At 61.2% G+C, this 26,500-nt stretch carries 21 protein-coding genes; 15 read left to right on the top strand and 6 right to left on the bottom strand.

The features are described 5' to 3' along the window. Window positions 1-318: 318 nt before the first annotated feature. From HNO79_RS10485 to HNO79_RS10455, 7 genes are all read left to right on the top strand, one after another. Complete coding sequence (locus tag HNO79_RS10485) at window positions 319-8,904, top strand: GH36-type glycosyl hydrolase domain-containing protein (RefSeq protein WP_214164593.1); 8,586 nt, start codon at window positions 319-321, stop codon at window positions 8,902-8,904. 185 nt (window positions 8,905-9,089) lie between these two features. Further along, window positions 9,090-9,359, top strand: a complete 270-nt coding sequence (locus HNO79_RS10480; protein WP_048856507.1) for a hypothetical protein — start codon at window positions 9,090-9,092, stop codon at window positions 9,357-9,359. Window positions 9,360-9,597: 238 nt separating this feature from the next. Beyond that, window positions 9,598-9,951, top strand: a complete 354-nt coding sequence (locus tag HNO79_RS10475) for a hypothetical protein (protein WP_214164592.1) — start codon at window positions 9,598-9,600, stop codon at window positions 9,949-9,951. An 84-nt stretch (window positions 9,952-10,035) separates the two neighbouring features. After that, on the top strand, window positions 10,036-10,380 hold the full coding sequence (locus HNO79_RS10470) for a hypothetical protein (protein WP_214164626.1): 345 nt from the start codon (window positions 10,036-10,038) through the stop codon (window positions 10,378-10,380). A 2-nt stretch (window positions 10,381-10,382) separates the two neighbouring features. Then, window positions 10,383-10,529: a hypothetical protein gene (locus tag HNO79_RS10465; protein ID WP_214164591.1), complete on the top strand. Its 147-nt coding sequence runs from the start codon at window positions 10,383-10,385 to the stop codon at window positions 10,527-10,529. A gap of 108 nt (window positions 10,530-10,637) precedes the next feature. Then, window positions 10,638-11,318: a type 1 glutamine amidotransferase domain-containing protein gene (locus HNO79_RS10460; RefSeq protein ID WP_214164590.1), complete on the top strand. Its 681-nt coding sequence runs from the start codon at window positions 10,638-10,640 to the stop codon at window positions 11,316-11,318. 15 nt (window positions 11,319-11,333) lie between these two features. After that, window positions 11,334-12,098, top strand: a complete 765-nt coding sequence (locus HNO79_RS10455) for a hypothetical protein (protein ID WP_200409753.1) — start codon at window positions 11,334-11,336, stop codon at window positions 12,096-12,098. Window positions 12,099-12,235: 137 nt separating this feature from the next. Here the strand turns inward: HNO79_RS10455 and HNO79_RS10450 are convergent, their stop codons facing one another. Continuing rightward, on the bottom strand, window positions 12,236-12,451 hold the full coding sequence (locus HNO79_RS10450; RefSeq protein ID WP_010514876.1) for a hypothetical protein: 216 nt from the start codon (window positions 12,449-12,451) through the stop codon (window positions 12,236-12,238). Between the two features lie 572 nt (window positions 12,452-13,023). On the opposite strand from HNO79_RS10450, the gene HNO79_RS10445 reads away from it, so the two are divergent. The 5 genes from HNO79_RS10445 (at window position 13,024) to HNO79_RS10425 (ending at window position 16,620) form a co-directional block, all read left to right on the top strand. Next, the gene (locus HNO79_RS10445) at window positions 13,024-13,539 is read left to right on the top strand and encodes a peroxidase (RefSeq protein ID WP_214164589.1); all 516 of its coding nucleotides are present in this window, start codon (window positions 13,024-13,026) and stop codon (window positions 13,537-13,539) included. Between the two features lie 59 nt (window positions 13,540-13,598). Then, the gene (locus HNO79_RS10440; protein ID WP_244987506.1) at window positions 13,599-14,321 is read left to right on the top strand and encodes an RBBP9/YdeN family alpha/beta hydrolase; all 723 of its coding nucleotides are present in this window, start codon (window positions 13,599-13,601) and stop codon (window positions 14,319-14,321) included. A gap of 311 nt (window positions 14,322-14,632) precedes the next feature. Continuing rightward, window positions 14,633-14,887, top strand: coding sequence for a hypothetical protein (locus HNO79_RS10435; protein ID WP_010514870.1), 255 nt, complete (start codon window positions 14,633-14,635; stop codon window positions 14,885-14,887). Continuing rightward, a complete protein-coding gene (locus HNO79_RS10430) occupies window positions 14,887-16,347 on the top strand; it encodes a PepSY-associated TM helix domain-containing protein (protein ID WP_214164588.1) in 1,461 nt (486 codons plus the stop codon). Before HNO79_RS10435 ends, HNO79_RS10430 begins: the two co-directional genes overlap by 1 nt. A 6-nt stretch (window positions 16,348-16,353) precedes the next feature. Continuing rightward, window positions 16,354-16,620, top strand: coding sequence for a hypothetical protein (locus tag HNO79_RS10425; protein ID WP_214164587.1), 267 nt, complete (start codon window positions 16,354-16,356; stop codon window positions 16,618-16,620). A 20-nt stretch (window positions 16,621-16,640) separates the two neighbouring features. Here the strand turns inward: HNO79_RS10425 and HNO79_RS10420 are convergent, their stop codons facing one another. From HNO79_RS10420 to HNO79_RS10410, 3 genes are all read right to left on the bottom strand, one after another. Next, window positions 16,641-17,054 carry a hypothetical protein gene (locus HNO79_RS10420; protein WP_050017594.1) on the bottom strand — a complete coding sequence of 138 codons (414 nt, stop codon included), beginning with the start codon at window positions 17,052-17,054 and terminating at the stop codon, window positions 16,641-16,643. Between the two features lie 886 nt (window positions 17,055-17,940). After that, on the bottom strand, window positions 17,941-18,354 hold the full coding sequence (locus HNO79_RS10415) for a tautomerase family protein (protein ID WP_200409747.1): 414 nt from the start codon (window positions 18,352-18,354) through the stop codon (window positions 17,941-17,943). A 34-nt stretch (window positions 18,355-18,388) separates the two neighbouring features. After that, complete coding sequence (locus tag HNO79_RS10410; protein ID WP_214164586.1) at window positions 18,389-19,738, bottom strand: aspartate aminotransferase family protein; 1,350 nt, start codon at window positions 19,736-19,738, stop codon at window positions 18,389-18,391. A gap of 141 nt (window positions 19,739-19,879) precedes the next feature. Here HNO79_RS10410 and HNO79_RS10405 point away from each other — a divergent pair, with 141 nt between their 5' ends. Continuing rightward, on the top strand, window positions 19,880-21,271 hold the full coding sequence (locus HNO79_RS10405; protein ID WP_048856551.1) for an aminotransferase-like domain-containing protein: 1,392 nt from the start codon (window positions 19,880-19,882) through the stop codon (window positions 21,269-21,271). Between the two features lie 157 nt (window positions 21,272-21,428). Here the strand turns inward: HNO79_RS10405 and HNO79_RS10400 are convergent, their stop codons facing one another. Next, window positions 21,429-22,271: a class I SAM-dependent methyltransferase gene (locus HNO79_RS10400; protein ID WP_200409745.1), complete on the bottom strand. Its 843-nt coding sequence runs from the start codon at window positions 22,269-22,271 to the stop codon at window positions 21,429-21,431. Between the two features lie 234 nt (window positions 22,272-22,505). On the opposite strand from HNO79_RS10400, the gene HNO79_RS10395 reads away from it, so the two are divergent. After that, on the top strand, window positions 22,506-24,026 hold the full coding sequence (locus HNO79_RS10395) for an amino acid permease (protein ID WP_214164584.1): 1,521 nt from the start codon (window positions 22,506-22,508) through the stop codon (window positions 24,024-24,026). A 235-nt stretch (window positions 24,027-24,261) separates the two neighbouring features. On the opposite strand, the gene HNO79_RS10390 is transcribed toward HNO79_RS10395, so the two are convergent. Next, window positions 24,262-24,834 (bottom strand): phosphatase PAP2 family protein, encoded by a 573-nt coding sequence (locus HNO79_RS10390; protein ID WP_200409743.1) that lies wholly within the window; start codon window positions 24,832-24,834, stop codon window positions 24,262-24,264. Between the two features lie 321 nt (window positions 24,835-25,155). Between HNO79_RS10390 and HNO79_RS10385 the strand changes: the two genes are divergently transcribed. Then, on the top strand, window positions 25,156-26,268 hold the full coding sequence (locus HNO79_RS10385; protein WP_200409742.1) for a PepSY-associated TM helix domain-containing protein: 1,113 nt from the start codon (window positions 25,156-25,158) through the stop codon (window positions 26,266-26,268). The last annotated feature ends 232 nt before the right edge of the window (window positions 26,269-26,500 follow it).

Below are 26,500 nucleotides of genomic sequence, written 5' to 3'. Positions count from 1 at the left end.
GCCTGATCCACCACCACCCCTTTATCCCCGGACACAGAGGAGAACAGAGGATGGGTGCATCCCACAAACCCGCGCCGCCGGGACAGACCACACCGTCCGACAGGACACAGCCGACAGCCATGCCCGCAACACCGGACCATGCCCCGAAAACAGGTGGGGACACAGCCCCCCATCCACCTGACGGGACGCCACCGACGATACTGCGCGGGTCCGTACCCCACGCCCCGCAGCCAAGGAAAAGCCTTTTCCGGAAATAAACGCCCGCACGGGCAGCAGCCTGTCCACAGGCCGGCACGTGCCTGCAACTGGAGCTAGAAAATGGACGGGACCACCACCACCCTCCCACAGCCCGAGCCTGCAGTCCGGTCAACACGACACCCATGGCTTGCGCGCCTGTTCGGTCGCGTGCCGCCGCCCACGTGGGAAGATGACTTCGCCCCGCTGAAAAGCGAGATTTTCGGCATGGAACGGCTGGAAGCCCACGCGCGCAGCCTTGCCGCGGCCCAGACCGTCGCCCCCGACGGACATGCCCGCACACACGGTCGCCCCCTGTCGCGGCGGCTGGCGGAAAACGGGGCGTTCCTGCGCGCAGCCGACGTGCGGATCGCGCAGGATATCCAGAACGGGAAACAGCTTACGCCTGCGGCCCAGTGGCTGGCGGACAATTACGCGCTGGTGGACATGCAGATACGTGAAACGGATCTCGACCTGCCCGCCAGTTATTACGCGCGCCTGCCCAAGCTGGCCAATGGCCCGTTTGCCGGGTTGCCGCGGGTATTTGGCGTGACATGGGCGCTTGTCGCCCATACCGACAGCAACCTGCAGCCTGAAATCCTGTACAACTACCTGCAGGCTTATCAGAGTGTCACGCCGCTTACGATCGGGGAACTGTGGGCGGTCCCGATCACGTTGCGGATCGTGCTGATTGAAAACCTGCGCCGTGTCGTCGGCGCGATCATGGACAATAACGCCAGCAGGCGCGCCGCTGACCAGCTGGCCGACCAGCTGGCCGCCTACCGCAAGGGCACACAGGCGGCCATGGCGGGTTTCCTGGCGGCGGTTGACCCCCGTATCCTCAATAACGCGTTCACCGCGCAGCTTGTCCACCGTTCGCGCGGGCTGGATCCGGAAAAGGACCCTGCCCTTGTCTGGCTGGAACAGCGTATGGCGGACCGGCACACCACCATTGACGACGCGGTGCATGACGATCTGCATGAACAGGGGACGTTCAACGCCACCATACGCAACATCATCACCAGCCTGCGGCTGATCGCCGGTTTCGACTGGACCGAAGCATTTGAACGGGTCAGCCTGATTGACCGGCTTTTTGCCGACCTTGACAGTTTTACACAGGCGGATTTTGCCAGCCGCGACCTGTACCGCAAGGCCATAGAGGATCTGGCCCGTGGCTGCCGCCACAGCGAAATGGATATAGCCAGGCAGGCCGTGGCCATGGCGCATGCAGCACGCGACAGGGGCGCGGATGATCCCCGGCGTTGCGATCCGGGCTATTATCTGCTCATGGCGGGACGATCGACGCTGGAGGCGGCCATCGGGTTCCGGCCCACACTGTCGCGCCGTCTGGTCCGGTCCTTCTGCGCCTACGGGATCACGGCCTACAGCATCGTGGTCACGCTGCTTACGCTGCTGTTCATCGCCATCCCGGTGTGGCTGGTCCATCGGGCCGGCATGGAGGTCGCATGGGCCCTGCCAATACTTGCCTTTATTCCGGTTTCGGAGGCGGCGGTCGCCTGCGTCAACCGCCTGGCGCTGGAGGCGGTACACGCCACCACCCTGCCGGGCCTGGAATTCCTGCACGGCATTCCTGCCCATCTGCGCACCATGCTGGTCGTGCCCGCGTTGCTGACAACGGAAAAGACCGTGGACGAACTGGTCGCGCGGCTGGAGGTCCATTACCTGAGCGTGCGTGACGACACGGTTCACTTCGCGCTCCTGACCGACTGGACCGACCATGACAGCGCCGACGCCCCCGATGACCAGCACCTGCTGGCACTGGCACGCGCGGGGATTGACAGGCTGAACCGGAAATATGGCGCAGGCGCGCAGGACATGCGTTTTTACCTGCTGCACCGCAGGCGGGTCTGGTGCGAAAGCGAACGGGTCTGGATGGGGTGGGAACGCAAGCGCGGCAAGCTGCATGAACTTAACCGCCTGCTGCGCGGGGCGACCGATACCACCTTCCTGCCCCCCGGACATGCCCTGCCTGCAGGCATACGCTATGTCATCACCCTCGATGCCGATACGCGCCTGCCGCTGGAAACCGTGTGCCGCCTGATTGGCAAGATGGCCCATCCCCTCAATGCGCCACGTTTCGATCCCGTATCCGGACGGGTGCATGAAGGCTACGCCATCCTGCAGCCACGGGTGACGCCATCGCTGCCCGTAGGCCACCAGAGCACGCTGTTCCAGCGCATTTTCGCCAGCGCCAGCGGCATCGACGCCTATTCCGCCGCCGTGTCCGACCTGTATCAGGACATGTTTGGCGAAGGGTCCTATGCAGGCAAGGGCATATACGACATCGACGCGTTCGAGGCCGCCCTCGCCCGGCGGGTGCCTGAATCCACCATGCTCAGCCATGACCTGTTCGAAGGAATTTTCGCCCGGGCCGGGCTGGTGACAGATATCGAGGTGGTCGAGGAATTCCCCACCGACTACCTTGTCGCGGCCCAGCGGCTGCACCGCTGGACACGTGGCGACTGGCAGCTGCTGCCATGGATCGTATCCAGCCTGCCGCCGCTCAGCGTGCCGGCACGGGCGCGGCTGTCTGGCATCGCGCGGTGGAAAATGCTCGATAACCTGCGCCGCACGATGTGCATGCCACTGGCGCTGGCAAGCCTTGTGGCGGGGTGGTTCCTGCCGTTCCATGCCGCCCTGATCTGGACGACCTTCATGTTGGCGGCGCTGGCGCTGCCTGCGTTCCTGCCGGTCCTGCCCGATATCGTGCCCCGGCGGGAATGGATCACGCTGCGCAGTTACCTCAACGTCATCGGCACGCAGAGCGCCGAGGCGGCGGTCATGACCTTTCTGACCATCACCTTCCTCGCCCATCAGTCCGTACTCATGACGGATGCGATAACGCGCACGCTGGTCCGCGTCCTGGTCACGCGCCGCCATCTGCTGCAATGGGTGCCTGCAGCCCAGATCGCGGGGCTCATGCGCTCGGGCCTTGGGGGATATTACGGGCGGATGTTCACGGCTCCGCTGCTGGGGTGGGGATGTGTCATGGCCACGGCCATATGGGCACCGTGGAACCTGTTCGCGTCCGTACCGGTTGCCACGCTGTGGTGCCTGTCGCCCGCCGTGGCGATGTGGGCCAGCCGCACGCCGGTCATTTCCGCGCGTTCACGGCCCTCGCGCACCGATACGCGTATCCTGCGCATGGTCGCGCGCCGCACGTGGCGCTTTTTCGAAACCTTTACCACGCCTGCGGACCACATGCTGCCGCCGGACAATTTTCAGGAAGATCCCGCCCCCGTTCTGGCCCGGCGCACATCGCCCACCAATATCGGGCTGTACCTGCTGTGCTGCGCCAGTGCGCGGGATTTCGGCTGGATCGGTCTGGCCGATGCCGTGGCCCGGCTGGAGGCAACCTTCGCCACGCTGGAGACCATGCCGCGCTACCGTGGGCATTTCTACAACTGGTATGCCACCGATGACCTCCGCCCGCTTGACCCGGTCTATATTTCCAGTGTCGACAGCGGCAACCTTGCCGGTCACCTCGTCACGCTGTCCAGCACGTGCCAGCGATGGCGGGAAAACGGTCCTGAATTCGCCACATGGCGCGAGGGGGTGACGGATGCGCTGAACATCGCGATTACCGACCTGACATTCCGTAATGGCACGCGCATCAGCCACACGCCTGCGGAACGCCAGCTGCTGCGCCTGCTGACAGGACTGAAGAACGCCGTCCTGTCCGCAGACGCCAACCGTTCGGCAACACAGCTGTCGGCCCTGCGTCAACAGGCGGAAGCGGTCATGGACCACGTGGCGGCCCTGACGCCCCTGCCACCGGGCCATGATGAAGATACGGTGGACGAGCGTACGTTCTGGATATCAGCCCCCCTGCGCACGCTGGAAAGCCACCTGCGGGATCTGGATACGGACCTGTACGCCACGCTCGGCTCACGGCTGGAAACCGTGGCGCAGACGGCGCGGCGCATGGCGCAGGACATGGATTTTGCCTTTCTGTGCAACCCGTCACGCAAGCTGCTGTCCATCGGCTATCTGGTGGGCGAGGATACGCAGGACGCCAACTGCTACGACCTGCTGGCGTCCGAAGCGCGGCTGGCGGTGTTCTTCGCCATCGCCAAGGGCGACATGCCCGCCCATGACTGGTTCCGCCTTGGCCGGTCCATCACGCCCGTGGGCAGCGGGGCGGCACTGGTATCGTGGTCGGGGTCCATGTTCGAGTACCTCATGCCGTCACTGGTCATGCGCGCGCCCATGGGCAGCCTGCTGGAACAGACCAACAAGCTGATCGTGCAGCGCCAGATCGCCTATGGGCAGGATCGTGACATCCCATGGGGCATATCGGAATCCGCCTATAACGCGCGCGATCTTGACTACACCTATCAGTACTCCAATTTCGGCATTCCCGGACTGGGGCTGAAACGCGGGCTGGGAATGGACACGGTGGTCGCCCCCTACGCCACCATGCTGGCCGCCATGATCGACCCGCAGAAAGCGGTGGCCAACCTGCATACGCTGGAAAGAACCGGGGCGCTGGGCCGGTATGGCCTGTATGAAGCACTGGATTACACGCCCGACCGCGTGCCCGACAGCCAACGCGTCGCGATCATCCGCGCCTACATGGCCCATCATCAGGGCATGTCCATCCTTGCGGTGGCCGATGCGATCATGAATGGCGTCATGCGCGCACGGTTTCATGATGACCCGGTCATTGCCTCGGCCGAGCTGCTGCTGCAGGAACGTGCCCCCCGCACCGGCGCCGTCGCCCGTCCCCTGCCGTCCGAGGACGATACCCATACCCCCGTTCATGCCATAGCAACACCCGCAGGGCGTTACGTGGACCGTGCCGACATGGGGGGACCGGTCACGCACCTGCTGTCCAACGGGCGGTACACGGTCATGCTGACGGCGGCGGGATCGGGCTACAGCCGGTGGCAGGGGCAGGCGATCACGCGCTGGCGCGAGGATGCGACGCGCGATGAATATGGTCAGTACCTTTATATCCGTAACCGCAGGACAGGCCGCTTGTGGTCCGCCGGGATACAGCCGACCGACAGCCCGCCCGATGAATACGCCGTGGTCTTTCATGAAGACCGTGCTGAATTCGCGCGTCGCGACGGAACCGTCACCACTACGCTGGATGTGCTGGTTTCGGCGGAAAATGATGCGGAAGTACGTCAGGTCTCGGTCTTTAACGCAGGCAGCGAGACGCTGGACCTGGACATCACGTCATATGCCGAACTGGCGCTGCTGGCGCAGAACGCCGACCTGGCGCACCCGGCCTTTACGAAACTGTTCGTACAGACGGAGCATATCCCCCAGTCACGCGCCCTGATTGCAACACGGCGCCGGCGCACCGGTGACGAGCCGGAGATATGGGTGGCCCATCTGGCGCTGTGCGATGCCCCGATCGAGATTGAAACGGATCGCGCCCGCTTCATCGGTCGCAGGCATGACGCACACCAGCCCGCCGCCATGGCCACCCGCGCCCCCCTGTCGGGCACGACCGGCACGGTGCTGGACGCTGTCTTTTCCATCCGGGCACGGGTGTCCGTCCGTCCTGGCGCGGTGGCGCGCGTCGCCTTCTGGACCATGGTTGCCCCCAGCCGCGCGGCCCTGCTGGACCTGATCGACACCCATCAGGACCATGCCGCGTTCGAACGCGCACGCACGCTGGCATGGACACAGGCGCAGGTGCAGTTGCGCCATCTGGACATGTCCCCATCGCAGGCGGACCTGTTCCAGCGGCTGGCGGGGCATATCGTGTTCGCCACCCGCGCCCTGCGCGCCAGCCCGGTGGACATCGCGCATGGGGCGGGTGCGCAGCCCCTGCTGTGGGAACAGGGCATTTCGGGCGACCTGCCGATTGTCGTGCTGCGCGTACGCGAAAATTCCGCCACGGATATCGTCCGCATCCTGCTGCTGGCGCAGGAATATTTCCGGCTCAAGCAACTGGCGGTGGATCTTGTCATCCTGAACGAACACCCGTCGTCCTATCTGCAGGACCTGCAGGTATCGCTTGACCAGCTTGTCCGCGCCAGCCCCCGCGCGGCAGGGGCCACAGGGTCCGTGCGCGTGTTGCGCGCCGACCTGATTACGCCCGCCGTGCGCCATCTGATCATATCCGTGGCGCGTGTCGTGCTGGATGCGGATCACACCCTGTCCGAACAGCTTGACCAGGGGGAAAGGCCGCGTGCACGCCCCTTCCCACCCGCGCCACCCCCCGTCCCGCCGCAACCTTCGGCATTTGCCGTGCCACCGGTGCCCGCGCTGGAATTCTTCAACGGCCATGGCGGCTTTGCCGAAAACGGGCGGGAATACGTTATCGTGCTTGGCCCCGGACAGACCACGCCCGCGCCATGGATCAACGTGATCGCCAATGACGCATTCGGCTTCCAGGTCTCGGGCGAAGGCAGCGGCTATACATGGTCGGGCAACAGCCGCGAACACCAGATCACGCCGTGGTCGAACGATCCGGTCACTGACCATACGGGGGAGGTCTTCTATTTCCGCGACGAGGACACCGGCACCCTGTGGTGCCCCACCGCCGCCACCCGGCGCGATGCCGGAGCGACCTATCTCACCCGTCATGGACGCGGTTATACCCGCCTGGACCGCGTGGCGCACGGGGTGGCCAGTTCCCTGCTGCAATACGTGCCGGTATCGGACCCGGTCAAGATCACGCGCATACAGCTGCATAACCAGTCGGACCGGTCGCGTACCCTGTCCGTCACCGCGTATGTGGAATGGGTGCTGGGGCCGGCGCGCAGCACTGCGGCCCCCTTCATCATGACCGAACGCGATGGGGAAACCGGCGCGCTGTTCGCGCGCAACCGCTGGAATGCGGAATATGCGGACCGCACGGCCTTTGCCGATATCGGCGGATACATGACGGCCTGTTCGGGTGATCGTGCCACCTTCATCGGCCCCTATGGCACGATGGCGGATCCCCTTGCCTTTGCCCATGCCAATGGCGTGCAGGGGGCGACCGGCGCCGGGCTGGACCCGTGTGGCGTGGTACAGACAATGGTGACCCTGCCACCGGGGGGACGGGCGGAAATCGTGTTCCTGCTGGGTGAAGGCACGGACACGGACCATGCCCGCGCCCTGATCGGTCAGTACCGTACCACAAGCCCCGACCATGTGCTGGAAGCGGTCCACCGCCATTGGGATACGGTAACCGGCGCAATACAGGTCCAGACCCCCGACCGCACGATGGACATCATGCTCAATGGCTGGCTGCTGTACCAGTCGCTGGCCAGCCGGGTACAGGCACGGGCCGGATTTTACCAGGCCAGCGGGGCATATGGGTTCCGTGACCAGTTGCAGGATGGCATGGCGCTGGCGCTTTCATGCCCGGACCGGGTACGCGCGCACCTGCTACGGGCCGCGTCACGGCAGTTTATCGAAGGAGACGTGCAGCACTGGTGGCTGCCCAATACCGGGGCGGGCGTGCGGACCCATATTTCCGATGACTGCGCCTGGCTGGCCCATACCGTGGCGCATTATGTCACCACCACGGGCGATACGGGCGTACTGGATGAGTGCATTCCCTTTCTGGAGGCCCCGCCGCTGCCAATTACCGAACATGACCGCTTCATGATCCCCGCAATTTCCGGACACAGCGGCACATTGTTCGAACACTGTGCCCGCGCGCTGGACCACAGCCTTGCGACAGGCAGCCATGGCCTGCCGCTTATGGGCACGGGGGACTGGAATGACGGCATGAACCGCGTGGGGGAACAGGGACGGGGCGAAAGCGTGTGGCTGGGGTGGTTCCTGCATGACGCGCTGACCACCTTTATCCCGCTGGCACGTGCCCGTGGGGATGATGCACGCGTGCAGGCGTGGCAGGACCATGCTGCCGCGCTTGCCACGGCACTGGAGGCGACATGGGATGGCGACTGGTACCTGCGCGCCTATTTTGATGACGGCACACCGCTTGGCTCACACACCAGCGCGGAATGCCAGATCGATGCCATTTCACAGTCATGGTCCGTGCTGTCGGGTGTCGCCGTGCCCGAACGGGCGCAGCATGCCATGCGATCGGCCATGGCGCGGCTTGTCCGCCCGGACGAAGGGCTGGTCCTTGTCCTGACCCCGCCATTTGACGCCGTTGGCCCGGACCCGGGCTACATCCGCAGCTACCCGCCCGGCATACGCGAAAACGGCGGCCAGTACACCCATGCCGCCCTGTGGACCACCATGGCCATGGCGACACTGGGGGATGGAAACCGCGCCCATGCCCTGTTCCATACCCTCAACCCGATCAATCACGCATCCAGCCGCGAGGACGTGGCGCGTTACAGGCTGGAACCCTATGTGGTCGCGGCCGACATCTATTCATGCCCGCCCCATGTGGGCCGGGGGGGATGGTCATGGTACACCGGGTCGGCGGGATGGATGCAACGCGTGGGGACAGAGACGATTCTCGGCCTGCGCGTACAGGACAGGCAGCTGCTGATAACCCCCTGCATCCCCGATGCATGGCCGGGGTTCACGGCCACGGTGCGCTGGCGCACGGCAACCTATCACGTTGTCGTTCACAACCCCGACCATGTGTGTCACGGCATACGCCATGCCACATGCGACGGTAATCCCCTGCCCCCCACCGGCACGGTCGAGATGGTGGATGACGGGCAGGCCCATAGCGTGGAGATTACATTGGGACCGCAACCCGCCCCGCCGGGCTGAAGCATGGCGACATGCATATTCATGAAATATTCGCGCATGAAAGGATTGGGAAAAAGCCAAGAACCATTCCGCCCATGCCCCGTTAACCAGAACATGGCAGGCAACCACGTGGCCCCGCACTGCTTCACATGCATATGCGGGGCCGCAGGTACGAACCGTCCCCATTCCCATAACGGAGGAAGACCATGCCCGACCAACCGCATGTTTCCGTACAGACCCCATATGCCCTTCACGCGCCCGAGGGGCATGCCACACCGCCGCCGGGCAACGGTGACAAGGCAACCGGCCAGCCCCGCGCGGGCGAGGACGAGCCGGAATCCACCCGCGACAATGATGAACGTGTCGAGGCTACAAGCCACAAGGGCAGACACCAGGATCAGGCGGGATGCGACGAACACGCCGCCGAGAAAGATGCACCGGCAACGCCCGGATCCGATCAGTCATCAAAACGGTGACGGCGGGCATGCTGCCTGACGGGGCGCGCTGACCTGCATGGACAAGTCGGGTCAATACGAAAACCAAGAACAATCACTGGCCTGACCATGTATTCATCCATTCCGGCATAAATGATGTATTTGGCCATATGGGTAGGGATGCACGAACGCGCACCGGTCTGACAAACAGGATGCAACCTTTCGACCCAAGAATGCTTTTGTGGTCAGTCCATTCACCTGAATGAAAGCAGACGATACCATGACAAAGACAATGCATTCCGCCCTGCTGGCGGCATTTATCGCCAGTGTGCCAGTCATGGCCGTGGCACAGACCGGCACGGAAACAGTCCCGGCGCCAACGGCTGATTCCGCGGCATCCGAAGTGGGCAGGAACCCGCCTTCCGCAACCGCACCAAACGGGCAGCGGGTGGAACCTTCCGACAAGCTGTGGAACAACCCGCGCACTGTCGATGAACAGCCTGGCACACAGCCACCGACGAGTAGCGACACCTCCACCCGGTCCACCCACCACAAACACATGCACGACAGTTATGGTCGTAGCAACCGCGGCGGTAACAAGACCCCGTCCCCCGCCGATAGCGGTGAACAGTAAACAATACTGACATACCCGGTCCAACCGGCAGGGAAACAGGGTGCAGCCCCATGTTTCCCATACGTAAGCCAGATGAGAACAGCCATGTTTACATCTTCCATCCACACCTTCGGACAGGCCCCCCTGCCGCCACCGGGGCCGCCCCTGCCGCGCGATTATCCGCCCCTCGGCCCGCAGGACCCGTTCCCGTTCGATACCCCCGATCCGCAGCCACCCCCACTTCGCAACCGGGCCTGCTACCATCAGGCTGGTGGGCATTCATACTGGACAGGAACCACGGCCATGCAGGACAGACCCGACCCTGACAGGGAAAAGCCTCAGACCCCTGAGGAAAAGCAGGAAGACGAAGGGCGCGATGAAGCGCTTGATGAAAGTTTTCCCGCCAGCGACCCTCCCGCCCAGGGGCGTTCGACCGGACCCAAAAAATAACCATGCCGCATGGTGCGGCAACTGACCCGGACAGGCAGGACGGCATGTATTTCAGAAATGAATACATGCCGTTCCTGTTTTTTATTGCTGTCAACCAGACCGGCCCATTCCCGATGAACATCACCTACCCGCCTGCTGGCACAGAATGATTGGAACATCCCCCACAACCAGTCGTTATGACACCAGCAGATTGTGTGCGGAAAGCTGGCAGAAAATATGCCTCCGCCCCAGTCTTTTACAGCCGATGGAGAACGATCATGGCCAACCATGTGTTCAATACGGTCCCCGCCCAGGACAATATGCCACCGACATCCGGCGCCATGCCCGCGCATGATGCACGGACACATCCCGATGCCGAACGGCATGGTGGCACGCGCCGTGCCCCCCTGGATGGCCGGACCATTGCGATCCTTGCCACCAACGGGGTGGAGGAAGTGGAACTGACCGAACCCGTCGCCGCGTTGCAGCAGGCCGGGGCGCAGACGGTCCTTGTCTCCCCCACCCATGGTTATATCCAGGCCATGAAGTCGGATGTGAACCCGACCCAGCGTTATCAGGTCGACATGCTGGTGGCACAGGCCCATGCACGCAACTTTGACGGACTGGTCCTGCCCGGCGGCACGACCAGTCCCGATCACCTGCGCATGGACGAGGACGCCGTGCGCTTTGTCAGGGAATTCGTCCAGGCCAGCAAACCGATTGCCGCGATCTGTCACGGACCATGGACCCTGATCAATGCCAACGGGGTGCGTGGGCACCGGATGACGTCGTGGCCATCCCTGCGCGCGGACCTGACCAATGCGGGTGCGCACTGGGTGGATGAAGAGGTGGTGAGCGATGGCACACTGGTCACATCACGCAATCCGCACGACCTGAAAGCGTTCTGTCCGGCCATTGTGGCGCTTTTTGCGGCAGCCCCCCATCACGCCCCCCAATAGGACGGGAGACAGGACATGATGGAAAACCGCACTTTTCTCAAATGTTATGCATCTTCCATGCTCTGCGCCGCAGCAGCGACGCTGGGGGCAGGGTTCATTGCATGGTGGCGTGGCCGCAGGGTGGATACGACGCCCGCACCAACCCCGCAGGAACCGGCCGCACGGGAAAGCAGGCCCGTCGAGAATGCACAGGCCGAAACCGACGCCACGCGCCATGTCGCGCGCCGGGTCATACAGTATTTTGTCATACCCATCTGGCTGGTCTCCGGCCTGACCGACTGGTGGTGCCACCGGCGGACGGATATCGAACATACCACGGGCCTGAAGGAAAGTGGCCTGCACCTGCTTATGCTGGGGGAAGCGGCCTTTCCGGTTCTGGCCGGACTGTTCATGGAAATCGATGTCCCGGTCCTGTCGTTCATGATCGCATCATTTTTCGTGCATGAAGCGACAGCCATGTGGGATGTCAGCTACGCCGTGACACGGCGCGAGGTGCAACCGGTGGAGCAGCATGTCCACAGCTTCCTTGAAATGGTGCCGCTCATGGCCGTTTCCCTGATCGCAGTCCTGCACTGGCCGCAGGTACAGGCCCTGCTGGGGCGCAGGGTCATCCGTTCCACGCCGCCGCGGCTGAAGCGGGAACCGCTTGGCCTGCCCTATGCCCTTGGGGCGCTGGGCATGATGGCGGTGTTTGAAGTCCTGCCGTATTGCGAGGAGGCGCTACGTGACTGGAAAGCCAACCCCGGCCGGCTGACCCCGCCCGCAGGCCAGCCAGCCTGACGCAGATGGCCGGGTCGGCCCCTGCCCCATGACAGGATCACAACAGAACAGCCCGGACGGAACGTATCCGTCCGGGCTGTCAGGCATTCGTCCTGCCCTTCATGCGGCACCATGACTGCATGTGATCCGGCGCATTGTCATTTTCCGCCTGTGGCATCGTGCCTGTCCACATGGGAACGGCGGTAAAGGCGCGCGACCTGTCTGGTCACGTCATCCGATCCGTGCAGGGTGCGGTTATGGAATGCCCGCACGCTGTCATGCGTGGCATAGAAGCGGCGCGTCTGGCGGTCCGCCTCCAGAATGACGGTGCCGAGGAACGTGCCGTCGATTTCGATGATACGGGATTCAAGCATTGAAAAAACTGCCCTTGCATGTCCGTGGCGACGCACGGACGGTTTCCGGCAGGATTTCCGCCGGCTGTTTTATGGAATGGCCGCCCGCATGACGGGAGCGGCAGGGATGGTGCGACATCGACCGGAGCAACGCATTCGCATGGCTGGCTGGATCATGGGGAATCATCCTGCATGATGGGAGCGGTATGTATTTCAGCGGGAACAATACACGTCAGACGCCCTGCGTCAACACATAATAACATTATGACAGTGGTATTATACATATATCATTTAATTTTCGTTGTTTATGACATTTTGAAGACATTTTTAATGTTTACAGTCCATTAAACAAGAATTCTTTCTGCAGGAATGCCTTTTAACGATTGGGGGACATACCTTCCTCCCCATGCGCATCCGCTGCACAGTGCGCATGGCGGGAGGCTTTCACGATCAAAGTGTCATAACTTTTTGTTAAATTTTTATATGACATTTTTTATATGCACATTTTTCTGGATGTGATTATATAATCCACATAAGGAATGATGGAACCACCGACCCGCACCCGTGGCGCCCCCGTCATCAGGAGACAGGCAATGGCAATTTTCCCCGGCTGGAAAGCCCCGGATTTCATGACCGAGACAGGCATCGGGCCAATCCGTTTCCATACATGGGGTCATGGATGCTGGCGTATTGTCCTGACGCACCCGGGGGATTACAGCATGCACAGCCTGCGGGCCGGGCTGCGATGGGCGCGTACGCGTGCGCAGCCAGTGCGCCTGCTGGGCCTTGCACCCATGACCCCTGCCCTTCTGGCGGGCGTGATTCCCCTCCCCTCCACAAGAGCGGCGGCAGAGGTGCCGGACTTCCCGATCGTTCATGATGAAACAGGCCATATTGCCGCGCTGTGGCGGGGTGTCACGGTGGACGTCGGACCGGGCGGCGGGGACATGGAAGAACATGCCGCCTTCATTGTGGACCCCGGTAATACAGTGCGCAGTACACTGATCCACCCGGTCGCAACGGAACGCGATTTCACTGACATCATCCGCGTGGCGCATGGGCTTGGTGCAGGTTGTCCACCCCTGAAGCAGACCCCGCGGGCTGCATAGAAAACAATGAACGGGTGGCCCATGGCCACACTGGATTTCCCCATATCGGGAGTACGACAATGTCCCTGCATATGCATCCTGAGCAGATGCCTTCGGCCATAATGCCTGTTGTTCCATCCGACATGCCGCCTGCCCCGGATGGCAGGATGCCCGCCGGGACGACAGTGATACAGGCCCTGTCCGGTTTTGACGTCGTCATCGTGCCAGGGCTGGACGGGTCGGGGCCGCAGCACTGGCAGTCACAATGGGAACTGTTTTTCCGCATGCATGGGGTAACGGTGCGGCGGGTGCAGCAGGACAACTGGACACATCCCCATTATCCGGACTGGGTGCAGGGCCTGCAACACGCCGTGCAGACCTGCCACCGGCCCGTTATCCTTGTTGCCCACAGCCTTGGCGCCATACTGGGTGTACGCATGGCGATCGAACAGGGGGCTGCGGGTATCGTGGGGGCATTTCTGGTCGCACCGGCGGATATCGACCATCATCACGGTCCCGAAGCGACACGGGTGGCCGGTTTTGCGCCACTGCCCGCAACACCGCTGCCTTTTCCCGCCGTGCTTATGGCCAGTCAGGATGACGAATGGCTGAGCATGCCCCGTGCCCGTGACCTTGCGGCCCGGTGGGGGGCGACACTGATCGATGCTGGCGCGGTTGGCCACATTGGCAATCACGCCCGTGTCGGGCTATGGCCTGACGGTATGACAGCGCTGGAAAATCTGGTCCGCCTCATACGCCAGCGTGCGCTCCACTCCGGGACAGGCACGCCGCACCTGTCGTAATTACACACCCGACCGATACGCTGGCGATCGGCTTGCGCGCCCCACGGCACCCTGACCCGAGACCACCCGCACGGGCACCGGTGCGCAATGGCGTCCGCCGGGGGGGCATGATGGCCTGCTGCATGGTCGTCACGCTGACCGCCGGCATGAATTCAGTGCGACCAGCGGCGACGTGTGGATGGCGTTACGGTTCATAATAAAAAATATCCCGTATCCCTTCGCACGACAGGGCTTTCCATGGCATAGACACAAATGCAAATGCGTCGCATTTATTTATGATGCCGTAACGGAAGGGAGCCGTAGCGATCGATATGACACAGGACAGGATGCGCCTGACACGCAACCGGGTGGGCGGCATTCTGTCTGCCTGCCTGGTTTCTTACGCGCTTGCCCATTCCATGGTCATTGCCAGCATATCAGCCAGCGCCGCCACCATGCAGCTTGGCCAGATCATCGCCCTTGCCTGCCTGCCCGTGTTGATCGTGCTATGTTTCAGTTCGTCTGCGGGGCTGCTGTCAGTCTGCATGGGTGGCGGCCTTGCAGTCCTTGTCGAACTGGTTTCGTAATGCGTGAAACCCTGCGTACCCGTCTGGGGTGGCTACATGCCTGGGCCGGTTTTCTGGTCGGCCTGATCGCGACGTGTATTTTCATGACGGGCACCCTGTCGGTATTTGATGAGGAAATGACACGGTGGATGCAGCCTGAAAATCAGGTACCGGCCAACGCCCCCCTGACGGACACCGCGCTGGATGCCGCGGCAGCCCTGATCCATGAACAGCAGGTGCGCGGATCATCGGTTTTCCTGACCCTGCCATCCCCCCGGTCGCCCACCCTTGATGTGCTGCATTACGACGGGCAGAAGTTTGTCGGCACACTGTTTGACCCGCGCAGTGGTGTACCGATTACGGTACGTACCACCATGGGGGGCACGTTCTTCTTCACTTTCCATTACACGCTGCTGGCCGGAACGACGGGCACCCGTCTTGTCGATATTCTTGGCATCATCCTGCTTGTCACGATCGTGTCGGGCGTTGTCATACACCTGCGCGCGCTGGTGCCGGACATTGTCATGCTGCGCCTGTCCGCTGCGCGGCTGCGGGGATGGCTGGATGCCCACCTGCTGGTCGGTGTGTTGTTCCTGCCATTTACGCTCATGATCATCTACACCGGCACCGTGGTCAACGCGAACCTCATCCTGCCCGCAACACCGCTGACACACCTGTTCGCCCCGGAAAATCCGGAAACGCCCGCGACCGGTCCGGCTGTCACCAACGCCGCTCCGCCGCCGCTGCCCGCGCTCGCCCCCCTTCTGGCGACGGCACGCCGCAGCCTGCACGGTCGCGAGATCGGATTTATCCTTTTTTCTCCTGACCGGCTGAGCCTGTACGCCAGCGATGCATCCGGACCATTCCTGACCCGCGACCACGCCGATTTCAGCCTGCCGGACGGGCACCTGCTGGGCACGACCACAGCACCCGGCCCGATTGCCCATACCATACAGGCCATGCATGGACTGCATTATGCCCGCTTTGCCCCGTTGGGGTTGCGGTGGCTGTATTTCCTGTCGGGACTGTGCGCCACGGGCATCATTGCCAGTGGACTGGTGCTGTTCATCATGAAACGCCGCCGCGCATCAGGGCACCGGATCGGTTTTCGCATTGGTGAAGGTCTGACCATTACGACCGTTACTGGACTGCCCATCAGCATACTGGTGTTCCTGTGGAGCAACCGCCTGCTGCCCGCCACCATGACGGGACGCGACAGGCTGGAAACCGGCCTTCTTTTTGGTGCATGGATTTTATGTGCCGGACATGCCGCCCTTCATTCCACCAGCACATCCATGAATACGGCCTGGCGGCCACAACTGGTCATGATCGCATTGCTGGGGGGCGGCCTGCCGGTGCTTGATATCGTGACCTGCCCCCATGCGGTCCGCAGCCTGTGGGCAATCCATGCCGGAATGGATGGGATGGGCGTGCTTGCCGCCATCATGGCGCTGTATGTCCGGCGTCAACTGCGGGGATGACGGAACATGATCTTTGCGATCATCTGCGGGCTATGGCTGCTGGCATTTGCGTGCCATGTGCGGCTGCAGCCAGCCCGTTACCGGTTTGCACGGCTGACGCCACCCGGGCGGTGCATGGCAATCATGGGCCGGGTTGCCGCACCTGCCTGTGCATTGATGCTGGCAATCCGGTCTGATGGAATGACAGGCATACTGACATGGTTCGCCAGCCTGTCGATTACGGGCCTGCTTGTGGCCCTGTGGCTGGCATTACGCCGCCGAACGGCCGCGTAATCCCAACCAGCGGACGGGCGTTACCATCCACCCCAGCCCCAACCGCCCACATAGCCACCATAAGGATAGCCATAATAGCCAGGATACCCGTAAGCAGGATAACCGTAACCGTATCCATAACCATCGTAATAACCCGGCGGACCATACCATCCCGGGCCACCCCAGCCGCCACCACGCGGCCCCCTGTCCCAGCCACCGCCGCGGGGGCCGCCACCGGGACCACCATACCCCGGGCCACCCCGACCGCCGCCGGGTCCACCAAAGCCCGGACCACCACGACCACCACCGCCGGGTCCACCCGGACCGCCATGTCCCCCGCCACCCGGACCACCACCGGGACCATGCTGCGCATGGGCGCACGACAGCGGAAAAACCGGTGCGGCGGCCAGCGCCATGACGGTAAAAGCCGTCATCAGGGATTTCATATACTTCATTACCGTACTCCTCTCCGCCTAAACTGATATCAGCCCACGACAAAACAATGGCGAATTGTCACATTAGTGTATCAATACCACATCCATTTCGGGATACAGGCCTGATTCCCCTGCATGACCTGTCGCAGTCGACAGAAAAATATAGACCTCGCCAATACCGAGAAGGACCGGTAGAGGGCAGATTTACCTGTGACATGAATACCATGCTGCCGCATCCACATGCCCGACAGCACCCAAAAAACGGCTTACGAAGCGTCCTGTAAATCTACTGAATTTTTTTGGTAAAACTTTTTTTCAAAAAGCTGAAGAAAGCCTCGTCTTAAAAAAGGCGACATCCAAAAACTTTTATTTATTTTTATTAATGATTCATTTTCAAACAGCTTTCCATGCGCATCGACCGCGATACGATAGGCCATTTGATTACAGGGGAAGGATGGTCCGGACGTTATGGACAAGATCGTACCCTGCAGTCTTTTCAAACGCCGGAATTGCGTTCATGTCGTGATGATCGCCCGGACTGACTGTTATGGATAAAGTTCAGGCAGGTTTCACGATCCGACGTAATCAATATGCCATCATTGCCACGAAACCATCCCGAACGGCATCGGGTATTTCTGGAGGCAGACCAATCCGGAATTTTTATTCGGTGGGGTAAACCAATCGCCAGAGCATGCCGGGCAAGGCACTTCCTCACGCTGGCGCCAAAAATTCCAGGTGAAGCTTTTACAGAAAACCTTGAAAAAAGGCTGCCTGCTGATTCGTCCCGTATTTCATCAACTGGTCAATTGAACATGTCGCTTCATGAAAGACAGAACCGAGTGGCCTGGTGACACGACGCGGTGCAGGATACAGCCGGGCTTTCCCATAAAAGCCCGGCCATACGCATTCAGGCTGGCGCGCCCGGCAGCGGCAGTTCGCCTGTCAGGAACTGCGCGCGGCCCAGACCGAAGCTCCAGTGTTCATCCTGGTTTTCAATAACCGATACCATCAGGTCGGATGGCGCAAGGCCACAGCGGGCCTGCAGCGTTTCCGCCAGCAGCTTGTAGAACGCAGCAATCTGTTCCTTGCCACGCGGGCGCGAAACCACCTGCAGCAGCACGACCTTGGGCGTGCGGGGAATGTCCAGCCCCGTATCCTCGATCACCATATGGGTGGGTTCGTGTTCGGATACCAGCTGATAGCGATCACGTGCAGGCACCTTGAACGCTTCCAGCATGGCGTCATGCGCAGCGTCGAGCAGCCCGCGCAGTTCCACCGGGTTCCGCTGTCCTTTTACAACGTGAAAATGCAGCAAAGGCATGATGTTTTCCTTGTTCCTGTCTGAACGTCGAGGCTCAGCCGACCTGAATGATGAGCTGGCGAAGTGTCGAAACCATGTCACGCAGTTCCTGCGCGGTGGAAATGAACGGCGGCCCGAAGGAGACCGTCTCCCCCGTCACGCGCAGCAGCAGGCCGCCACGCAGGGCGGCTTCAAACAGGGCCTGCCCACGCGCGCCCGGTTTGCCGTCCACCGGTTTGAGGTCAATGGCCGCCGTCAGGCCAATATTGCGGATGTCGGCAATGGTATCGAGGTCTTTCAGGGTATGGATGGCGTCTTCCAGCACGGGTTCAAGTTCGCGCACCCGGGCGACAAGCCCTTCCTCACGCATGACATCCAGCACGACATGTCCCACCGCCGCCGCCATGGGGTGGCCGGAATATGTATAACCATGACAGAACTCGATGGCATTTTCCGGGCCGGTCATGAAGGTGTTGTAAATCTCGTCCGTGACGATCACCCCGCCCATCGGCACGATGCCATTGGTCACGGCCTTGGCGAAGGTAATGATATCCGGCGTTACGCCAAAACGCTGGGCGCCAAAGTTCTCGCCCATGCGGCCGAAGCCGGTAATGACTTCGTCAAAGATCAGCAGGATGCCGTTGGCCGTGCAGATTTCACGCAGGCGCTGCAGATACCCGACCGGCGGCACGATCACCCCGGTCGATCCCTGTACCGGTTCGACAATGACCGCAGCGATGGTGGAGGCATCATGCAGCGTTACAAGCCGGACAAGATCTTCCGCCCGGTGGGTGCCCCATGCCGGCTGCCCGCGGGTAAAGGCCATGTGCGCGGGTTCATAGGTATGACGCAGATGGTCGACGCCCGGCATCATGCCGGCGGCGAACATCTTGCGGTTGGACACGATGCCCCCCACCGACATGCCACCGAAGCCGACACCGTGATAGCCGCGTTCGCGCCCGATCATGCGGAAACGGTTTCCCGCCCCCTTGATACGGTGGTACCCCAGTGCAACCTTCAGCGCCGTATCGACCGCTTCAGACCCGGAATTGGCGAAGAAGACGTGATCCATGCCCTGCGGGGCAAGGTCGGCAATCCGTTCAGCCAGCGAGATGGCGCCGGGATGGGTCAACTGGAAGCTTGGCGCGAAATCCAGCGTTTCGGCCTGCCTGCGCACGGCTTCGACAATACGCGGATGGGCGTGCCCCAGCGGGGTGCACCACAGGCCCGACAGGGTATCGAACAGCCTGTGCCCCTCGCTGGTTGTGTAATACGCCCCTTCGGCGCTGACCAGCGTACGGGGGGGCATGTTGGCCCGCAAATGGCGGTTGGCGGTAAAGGGTTGCCAGTACACCCCCTCGCGCTCGTTCCGGAGGAGTTCTGCTTTTTCTGAATCCTGAGCCATGTTACAATCCTGCACTGAAATCCGCCCCAGTCCCTGATGCGAGGACGATTCATTTCATGACCGTAAGTCCCGGCCCGCGCCCTGTATATGTACAATCCGGCCACGCGTTGTGAAACTGTACTGATCGGCACCGGCTTTTCCATGACATCCCCCCCCTTCCGCAATCCGGACCGACGCAGCCACACGCCCCTTGTCGGCCAGATCGGACAGGATCTTGAAGACCGCATCCGCAGCGGCGTCCTGCGCCGGGGGGAACGGCTGCCGTCCATCCGGCGCATGGCGCGGCAATGCGGGGTCAGCACCATTACCATCGCCAATACCTACCTGCGGCTGGCCAGCACGGGACTGGTGGAAAGCCGGGGCACGCGAGGATATTTTGTCATAGGGCCGGAACGCGGCACGCCGCTGCTGCAACGCTCCATTGATTCCATGTGGCTGCTTCAGCACGCATATGAGGACGAAGCCCCGGTGATCAAGGCGGGATGCGGGTGGCTGCCATCCGACATGCTGTTCACATCGGCCACCCAGCGCGCGCTGACGGGACTGTCGCCGCAGAAACTGGCGGCCATGCTGGAATACGGCAACCCCTACGGCCATGCCGGATTGCGGCACAATATCCGCCAGATGCTGGCACGCCGGGACATTGCCTGCACCGAAGGTAGCATCATCCTGACCCATGGGGCAAGCCAGGCACTGGAACTGACGGTGCGCTGTCTTTCAACGCGGGGTGATACGATACTGGTGGAAGATCCGGGGTATTGCAATCTCTACCCGGCCCTGCAGGCGCTGGGCCTGCAGATCGCCAGCATTCCGCGCCTGCGCGACGGTCCGTGCCCCGAACAGCTGGAGCGCATGGTGCGCCGGTACCAGCCACGCCTGTTCATAACGACCTCCATCCTGCACAACCCCACCGGCACCTGCAGTACGGCACGCAACATGCGTGATGTCCTGCGCATTGCCCGGAAGCATGATGTGACCGTAATTGAAGATGACATCTTCCTGGACCTTGCCCCGGACGGGCAGCAGACACTGTCGCAACTGGGCGGACTGAATGCGGTTATCCATATCGGCAGCTTTTCCAAAACCATCGGACCGGGGCTACGTGTGGGATATGTCGCCTGCGCCCCGGATACCGCGCAGCGGATCCTGCGGCAGAAAATGGCCAGTAACCTGACCACCGCCCCCCTGAATGAGGAAATTGTCCATAACATTGTCAGTAGCGGACTGTACCGTCCCCATCTGGCGAATCTGCGTGAAAGCCTGATGCGGGCACAGGCACGCGTCTGCTCCCGTCTGGAACAGGCGGGGATGCAGCTTTACTTTCACCCCGCCGGCGGCATGTTCGCCTGGGCCCGGTTTGGAACCGACAGGGATGTGCGCGCCCTGGCGGAACGCGCCTGTTCATATGACATCATGCTGGCGCCCGGTCATCTGTTCCGCCCGGATGAACAGCCCTCGCAATGGTTCAGGTTCAATGTGGCACATTCGGATAACCCGCGCCTGTTTGACTTCCTTGAACGCATGACGGGCTGACATACTGTCTGGGAATAAATGTTGCCGGGAGCCTGTTTTTTCAGGAAGGTGGTTTTTTTTGAATATTTTTGGAAAAATATTCACCAAAAACTTTTTTAATTATATGATTTATCATTCTATTCTTAATTTATTCCATTATTCGTAATAAAAATAAAATCTACATTTCGTAACCATCCATGCATGCATCAATAACATGCGGACCTGCTCCGGACGTTGGCTGCCGCACGGGCCAACCAAAATATGCAGAAATGCCGGCACGGTCATAATCCGTGACATGATTGAATCCGGCCCTGCGCAGAATATCGTGCATGTCTGCGGGAGTGAAGCGGCTCAGCCATGGTTCACCGACGGAAGACACGAAATGCGCCCGTTCTTCCATCAGTTTCCTGCGGTCCCCGTCGTAATTTTCAACGGGTTCCCCGTAATCGAATACAATTTCAGCATCAGGTATGGTCGCAACGAAGCGTAATATCTTTTCAATACTGTCGCGCCCCAGATACGGCACGACGCCCAGCCACGAAAAAAATGCAGGCCGGTCCGGGTCAAACCCGGCATGGACCAGACAGTCCCCCAGGTCATCCCGTTCGAAATCAGCGGCCACGAAGGTCAGGGTATCCGGCGCCGTAATCCCCAACCGTGCAATATGCCCGCGCTTCCAGTCCTGCATGGCGGGCCTGTCTACCTCGAACACGGTAAGGCCGTCCTTTCCATGCGGGCTGCGCAGACCAAGCGTATCGAGGCCGGCCCCCAGCACAACGGCCTGCAGCACGCCACGCCGCACGGCTGCCGCCAGCCTGTCTTCTGCAATGCGGCTTCGAATGGCCATGAAGAGACGGAAGTTTTTCTCGCCCGGCGCGTCTTCCTCCATACCAGGTTGTGCACTGTCCCCGCCCGAGATCAGGACCGCGAGCGGATCAGCGAAGACCGCTCCCTTTTCCAGCAGTTGATGCCTTGCCCGATGCCGGGCGACACGCCATGCGGTTATGCTTGGACACTCCATATCAGGATAGATCTTCAGCCCTGTTGCACCCGAAGCAAGCCAAGCACCCTGAGGGCCATCAGATCAATTCACATTTCATGATCAGGCAGGCGGGGCAACAGCCCTGCACTCGCCCGCATCGGCATACATGCGGCATGCCCGTCCCATGCTTGCACATATCGCGTTTATCCATAGGTTCCTCCCTGCGGGACAGCGTATAATGCCCGGCAGGGACAGGACGGGGAAAACGGGTGAATGAAGTTTGATCGCGTAAAATCGCTGGACGCAATCATTGCGACATCGAAAAAGAAGTCGCTGAACCGTTCGCTTGGGGCGTTCCAGCTTACGATGCTGGGAATTGGCGGGATCATCGGCACCGGTATTTTCGTGCTGACATCCGAAGCCGCGCAGAAGGCAGGACCGGGCATGATGCTCAGTTTCATCCTTGCCGGTTTCATCTGCATGTGTGCGGCGATCTGCTATTGCGAACTGGCGTCCATGGTTCCGGCTGCGGGATCGGCCTACACCTATACCTATGCCGTAATGGGGGAACGGCTGGCATGGATGGTGGGGCGGGCGCTGATCCTGGAATACGCCATCGGGGCGGCCGCCGTGGCGTCAAGCTGGTCAGGGTATATGGTGGGACTGGTCCGGAACCTGCTTCATGTTGACATATCCCCCCTATGGGTCAACAGCCCGCAGGCAGGCGGGTACGCCAATCTGCCCGCGGTCGTCATTATCCTCATGATTACCTGGCTTCTTGTTCTGGGCACGACCGAAAGCGCGCGCGCCAATGCCATTCTGGTCGGGATCAAGGTCATGGCCCTGACGCTGTTTGCCGTCCTGGCCATTCCGGTCATGAACACCAGTCATTTCACCCCGTTCATGCCCACCGGGATCACCGGCATGGCCGGAGCGGCCGCGTCGATATTCTTTGCCTATGTCGGTTTTGACGCCGTCTCCACCGCAGCCGAGGAAACTGAAAATCCGCAACGCAATGTTCCGCTCGCGCTGATCGCCTCCCTTGGCTTCTGCACGGCATTCTACCTGCTGGTTGCCCTTGGAGCCATTGGTTCCCCCCTTGGCGCACAGCCCGTCATGGCGGCGGATGGCAGCGTGCTGGCCCCCGGCACGCTGGCGCTGGAACACAGGTGCCAGACAATCGTGGCAGGCGGGACACCTACCCCGCTGCCATGCTCGCACGAAGCACTGGCCCATATCCTGCGGTCCATAGGGTGGAACCGGGTCGGAAACCTGATCGGCCTTGCCGCGACCATGGCCCTGCCCTCCGTCGTGCTGATGATGATATTCGGGCAGACACGCATCTTTTTCACCATGGCGCGCGATGGCCTGCTGCCCGCCGGGCTTGCCCGTATCCATTCCCGCTACCGCACGCCGCATGTCGTCACCATTGTCACCGGCATTGGCGCGGCAGCAGGTGCTGCTTTCCTGCCGGTGGGCACCCTGGCTGACTATTCCAATTCCGGCACCCTGTTCGCATTCGCCATGGTGGCGATATCCGTCCTGATCCTGCGCCGGACCGATCCCATGCGTGCACGTCCGTTTCGCGCACCCGCCATATGGGTCATTGCGCCACTTGCCATTCTTGGGTGCCTTTACCTGTATCTGTCGCTGGATCTGGTCGCCATACTGGTTCTGCCGGCATGGGGCATGACCGGACTGGCCATCTATTACGGTTATGGTCGTGCGCGCAGCCATGTGGGCCGGCAGGACACCGTAATACCCTGCCCGCAAAAGCAGTCGCGGGATAGCTGACCCCTCATCCAGCTCAGCCGGGTACGATGCAACCCCGCGCACGGAACCAGATCAGTATAGATTTCTGCCTGAAAAGCCTGTCCGGAAAATATCCGGTCATCATAAGAACGTTCTTTCAGAAAACTGTGGAAGACGTCGCTTTTTTTGAAAAAAGACGACACCAAAAAACTTTTTTCTTTTATCGATAAGTCATGATCAACCAATCTCGAAAAGATAGAAAAACAGGTCCGGTCCGTTACAGGTGATCGGGAAACAGCCCTTCTGGCGAAAAGACCTGACGGATCGTCGCTTCCGCCCCAAGATGGAACCCATGGAACAGCAGAGCGACACCAGCGATACAGGGCAGCATATATCCCCATAATGAACGGGGCACCGGACCACATTTCATTCCCAATACCAGTCCGGCAATACACCCCACGCATGTGCCAACCATGACTTCGCCCATGGTATGGGCCTGCAATCGCCAGCGGGTATATCCCACAACACCCGCAACGCCCAACAGGGGGACAAGCATGGCAACCGGGTGGCGAACAAGCACACGCCGCAGCAGCATGACCAGCAGACTGCCATATGTGACAATGGCAGCGGCCACATGACCACTGGGGCTGAATACACGGGCCTGCATGAACCATGCATAATACAGCCCCGCGATCTTGAGCAGCAGCATCGTGCCCAGGGCCAGGCCGATAACAGTGCACCAGACCCACATGCCCCGCCACCATCCCCGCACGCCCATCACACAGGCGGCCGTCGCCACGACCGGCAGAATATCAGCCTGATCAGCAAAATCGGTAATGAATTGCATCATGGGGAAGTGGCCTGCCCTAGCCTGTTCACATCTGCCATATCATACGTTTGGCAGGGGCACCAAAAACCGCCCGCAACATGGCTGATATCCCCATCCCGGAAGGGGCTCCGCCCCGTTCCGTCCTGCCATGGGCATGCCCACGTGCGACACAGCCTGATCGCACGCGGGTTGGACCAGATCGGTTCGGGTCAGATACCGGAAGGGAACCGAAAACCGACCGGGCAGATGATACCTTTTTTTACTTCAAACCGGGGGGCTGCATTATTGGTGCCCCCGATTATGTCATGATACCATTGCCGCAGGCACGGACATACGGGGAAAATGAGCAGCGCATTTCGTAAAATCCATCGCTGGATGGGACTTTTCCTCATGCTGCCCCTTGCGTTGCAGGGACTGACCGGGACACTGCTGATCATCCTTCCCCTGCTGCTGCCAGAACGTCCGCATGTTACGGATAGTGGTGCACCAGCCGGGGCTGAAGCCGTGGTCGCTGCCTCCCGCACCCATGCGCCTGCGGGCATGATCCCGCTGCGCCTCAACCCCGCGCGCTGGAATGGGGATAGTGCCATGGTGACCTATGGACCGGCAGGGGAACGGCATCCGACCTTCGAGGTATTCGTCAACCCCGATCATCCATCCGTCATCAGCACCTACGTTGTGCCGGCATATATCCGCTTCCTGCACAATGTGCATGCGGACCTGTTCCTGCTGCCCTATGGCCAGACGGCAACAGGCATCATGGGCGTTGTACTCAGCCTGCTGGCCTTTACGGGGCTGATCATATGGTGGCCACATCCCGCCCTGTGGCAGAACGGGAAATGGCGCAGGACCATAATTATCAGCCGCCGCGCCCGTGGATTGCGCCTGTGGCGTGAAATACATGTCAGCCTGGGGTTCTGGCTTTCCTTCATGCTCCTGTTCCTGTCACTGAGCGGGGCCATTCTGGCATTTCCTTTCGCGCGCCCGCTATTTGGCATCAACGGCCCCGACAAACGGCACAATCACCCGCATCATACGGCCCTTCCCGCCGTTGCAGGCGAAACAGGGCTGGACACCGGGCTGGCTGCGCTGAAACGCCAGATGCCGGAAGCGACCCTGTTATCCGTCCAGTTGGGCGAACAGCCAACACAGCAGGCATTTGAGGTGATCCTGCCCGCATATGGGCCCAATCACCCTGCCACCGTCCAGTATGATCCCCATACCGAGCACGTGCGTATCAGCCGTGATCCGGGGCAGATACGCCGGGGGGAATGGACCTTCCAGTGGTTGCACATGATGCATGAAACGAAACTGGTGGCCCCTGCCCTCATTGCCGTCATCTGGAAAACGGCCGTTGGGACAGGCGGCATAGGCCTGATCATACTTGCATTTTCAGGGGTGGGCCTGTGGGCCATGCGTCGCTATGGCGCAGCCCGTCGGGAAAGCGGCAACTAAACCCGTCATCATGGCAGGAACGGCGGTCGCATGGTCTGGCGACCGCCGTTCCTGCCATCTACCTGATAATACACCCGCTTTATCAGTTCCCATCACTGCGCAGCCGTTATGAAAAGACAGTGCCCTGAGGGCTGCTGAACAGGATACTGACCCGTTAAAATTTATTACGTGACATAATTCCGAACCTCATATCCCCCAAGGCGTCATGCAACCGGCCTGCTACCACAGGTCC

The organism is Komagataeibacter oboediens, from assembly GCF_018491655.1.
Lineage (GTDB): Bacteria > Pseudomonadota > Alphaproteobacteria > Acetobacterales > Acetobacteraceae > Komagataeibacter > Komagataeibacter oboediens.
The sequence above is the reverse complement of the archived record's forward strand: the minus strand, read 5'-3'. Positions and strand labels throughout refer to the sequence as shown.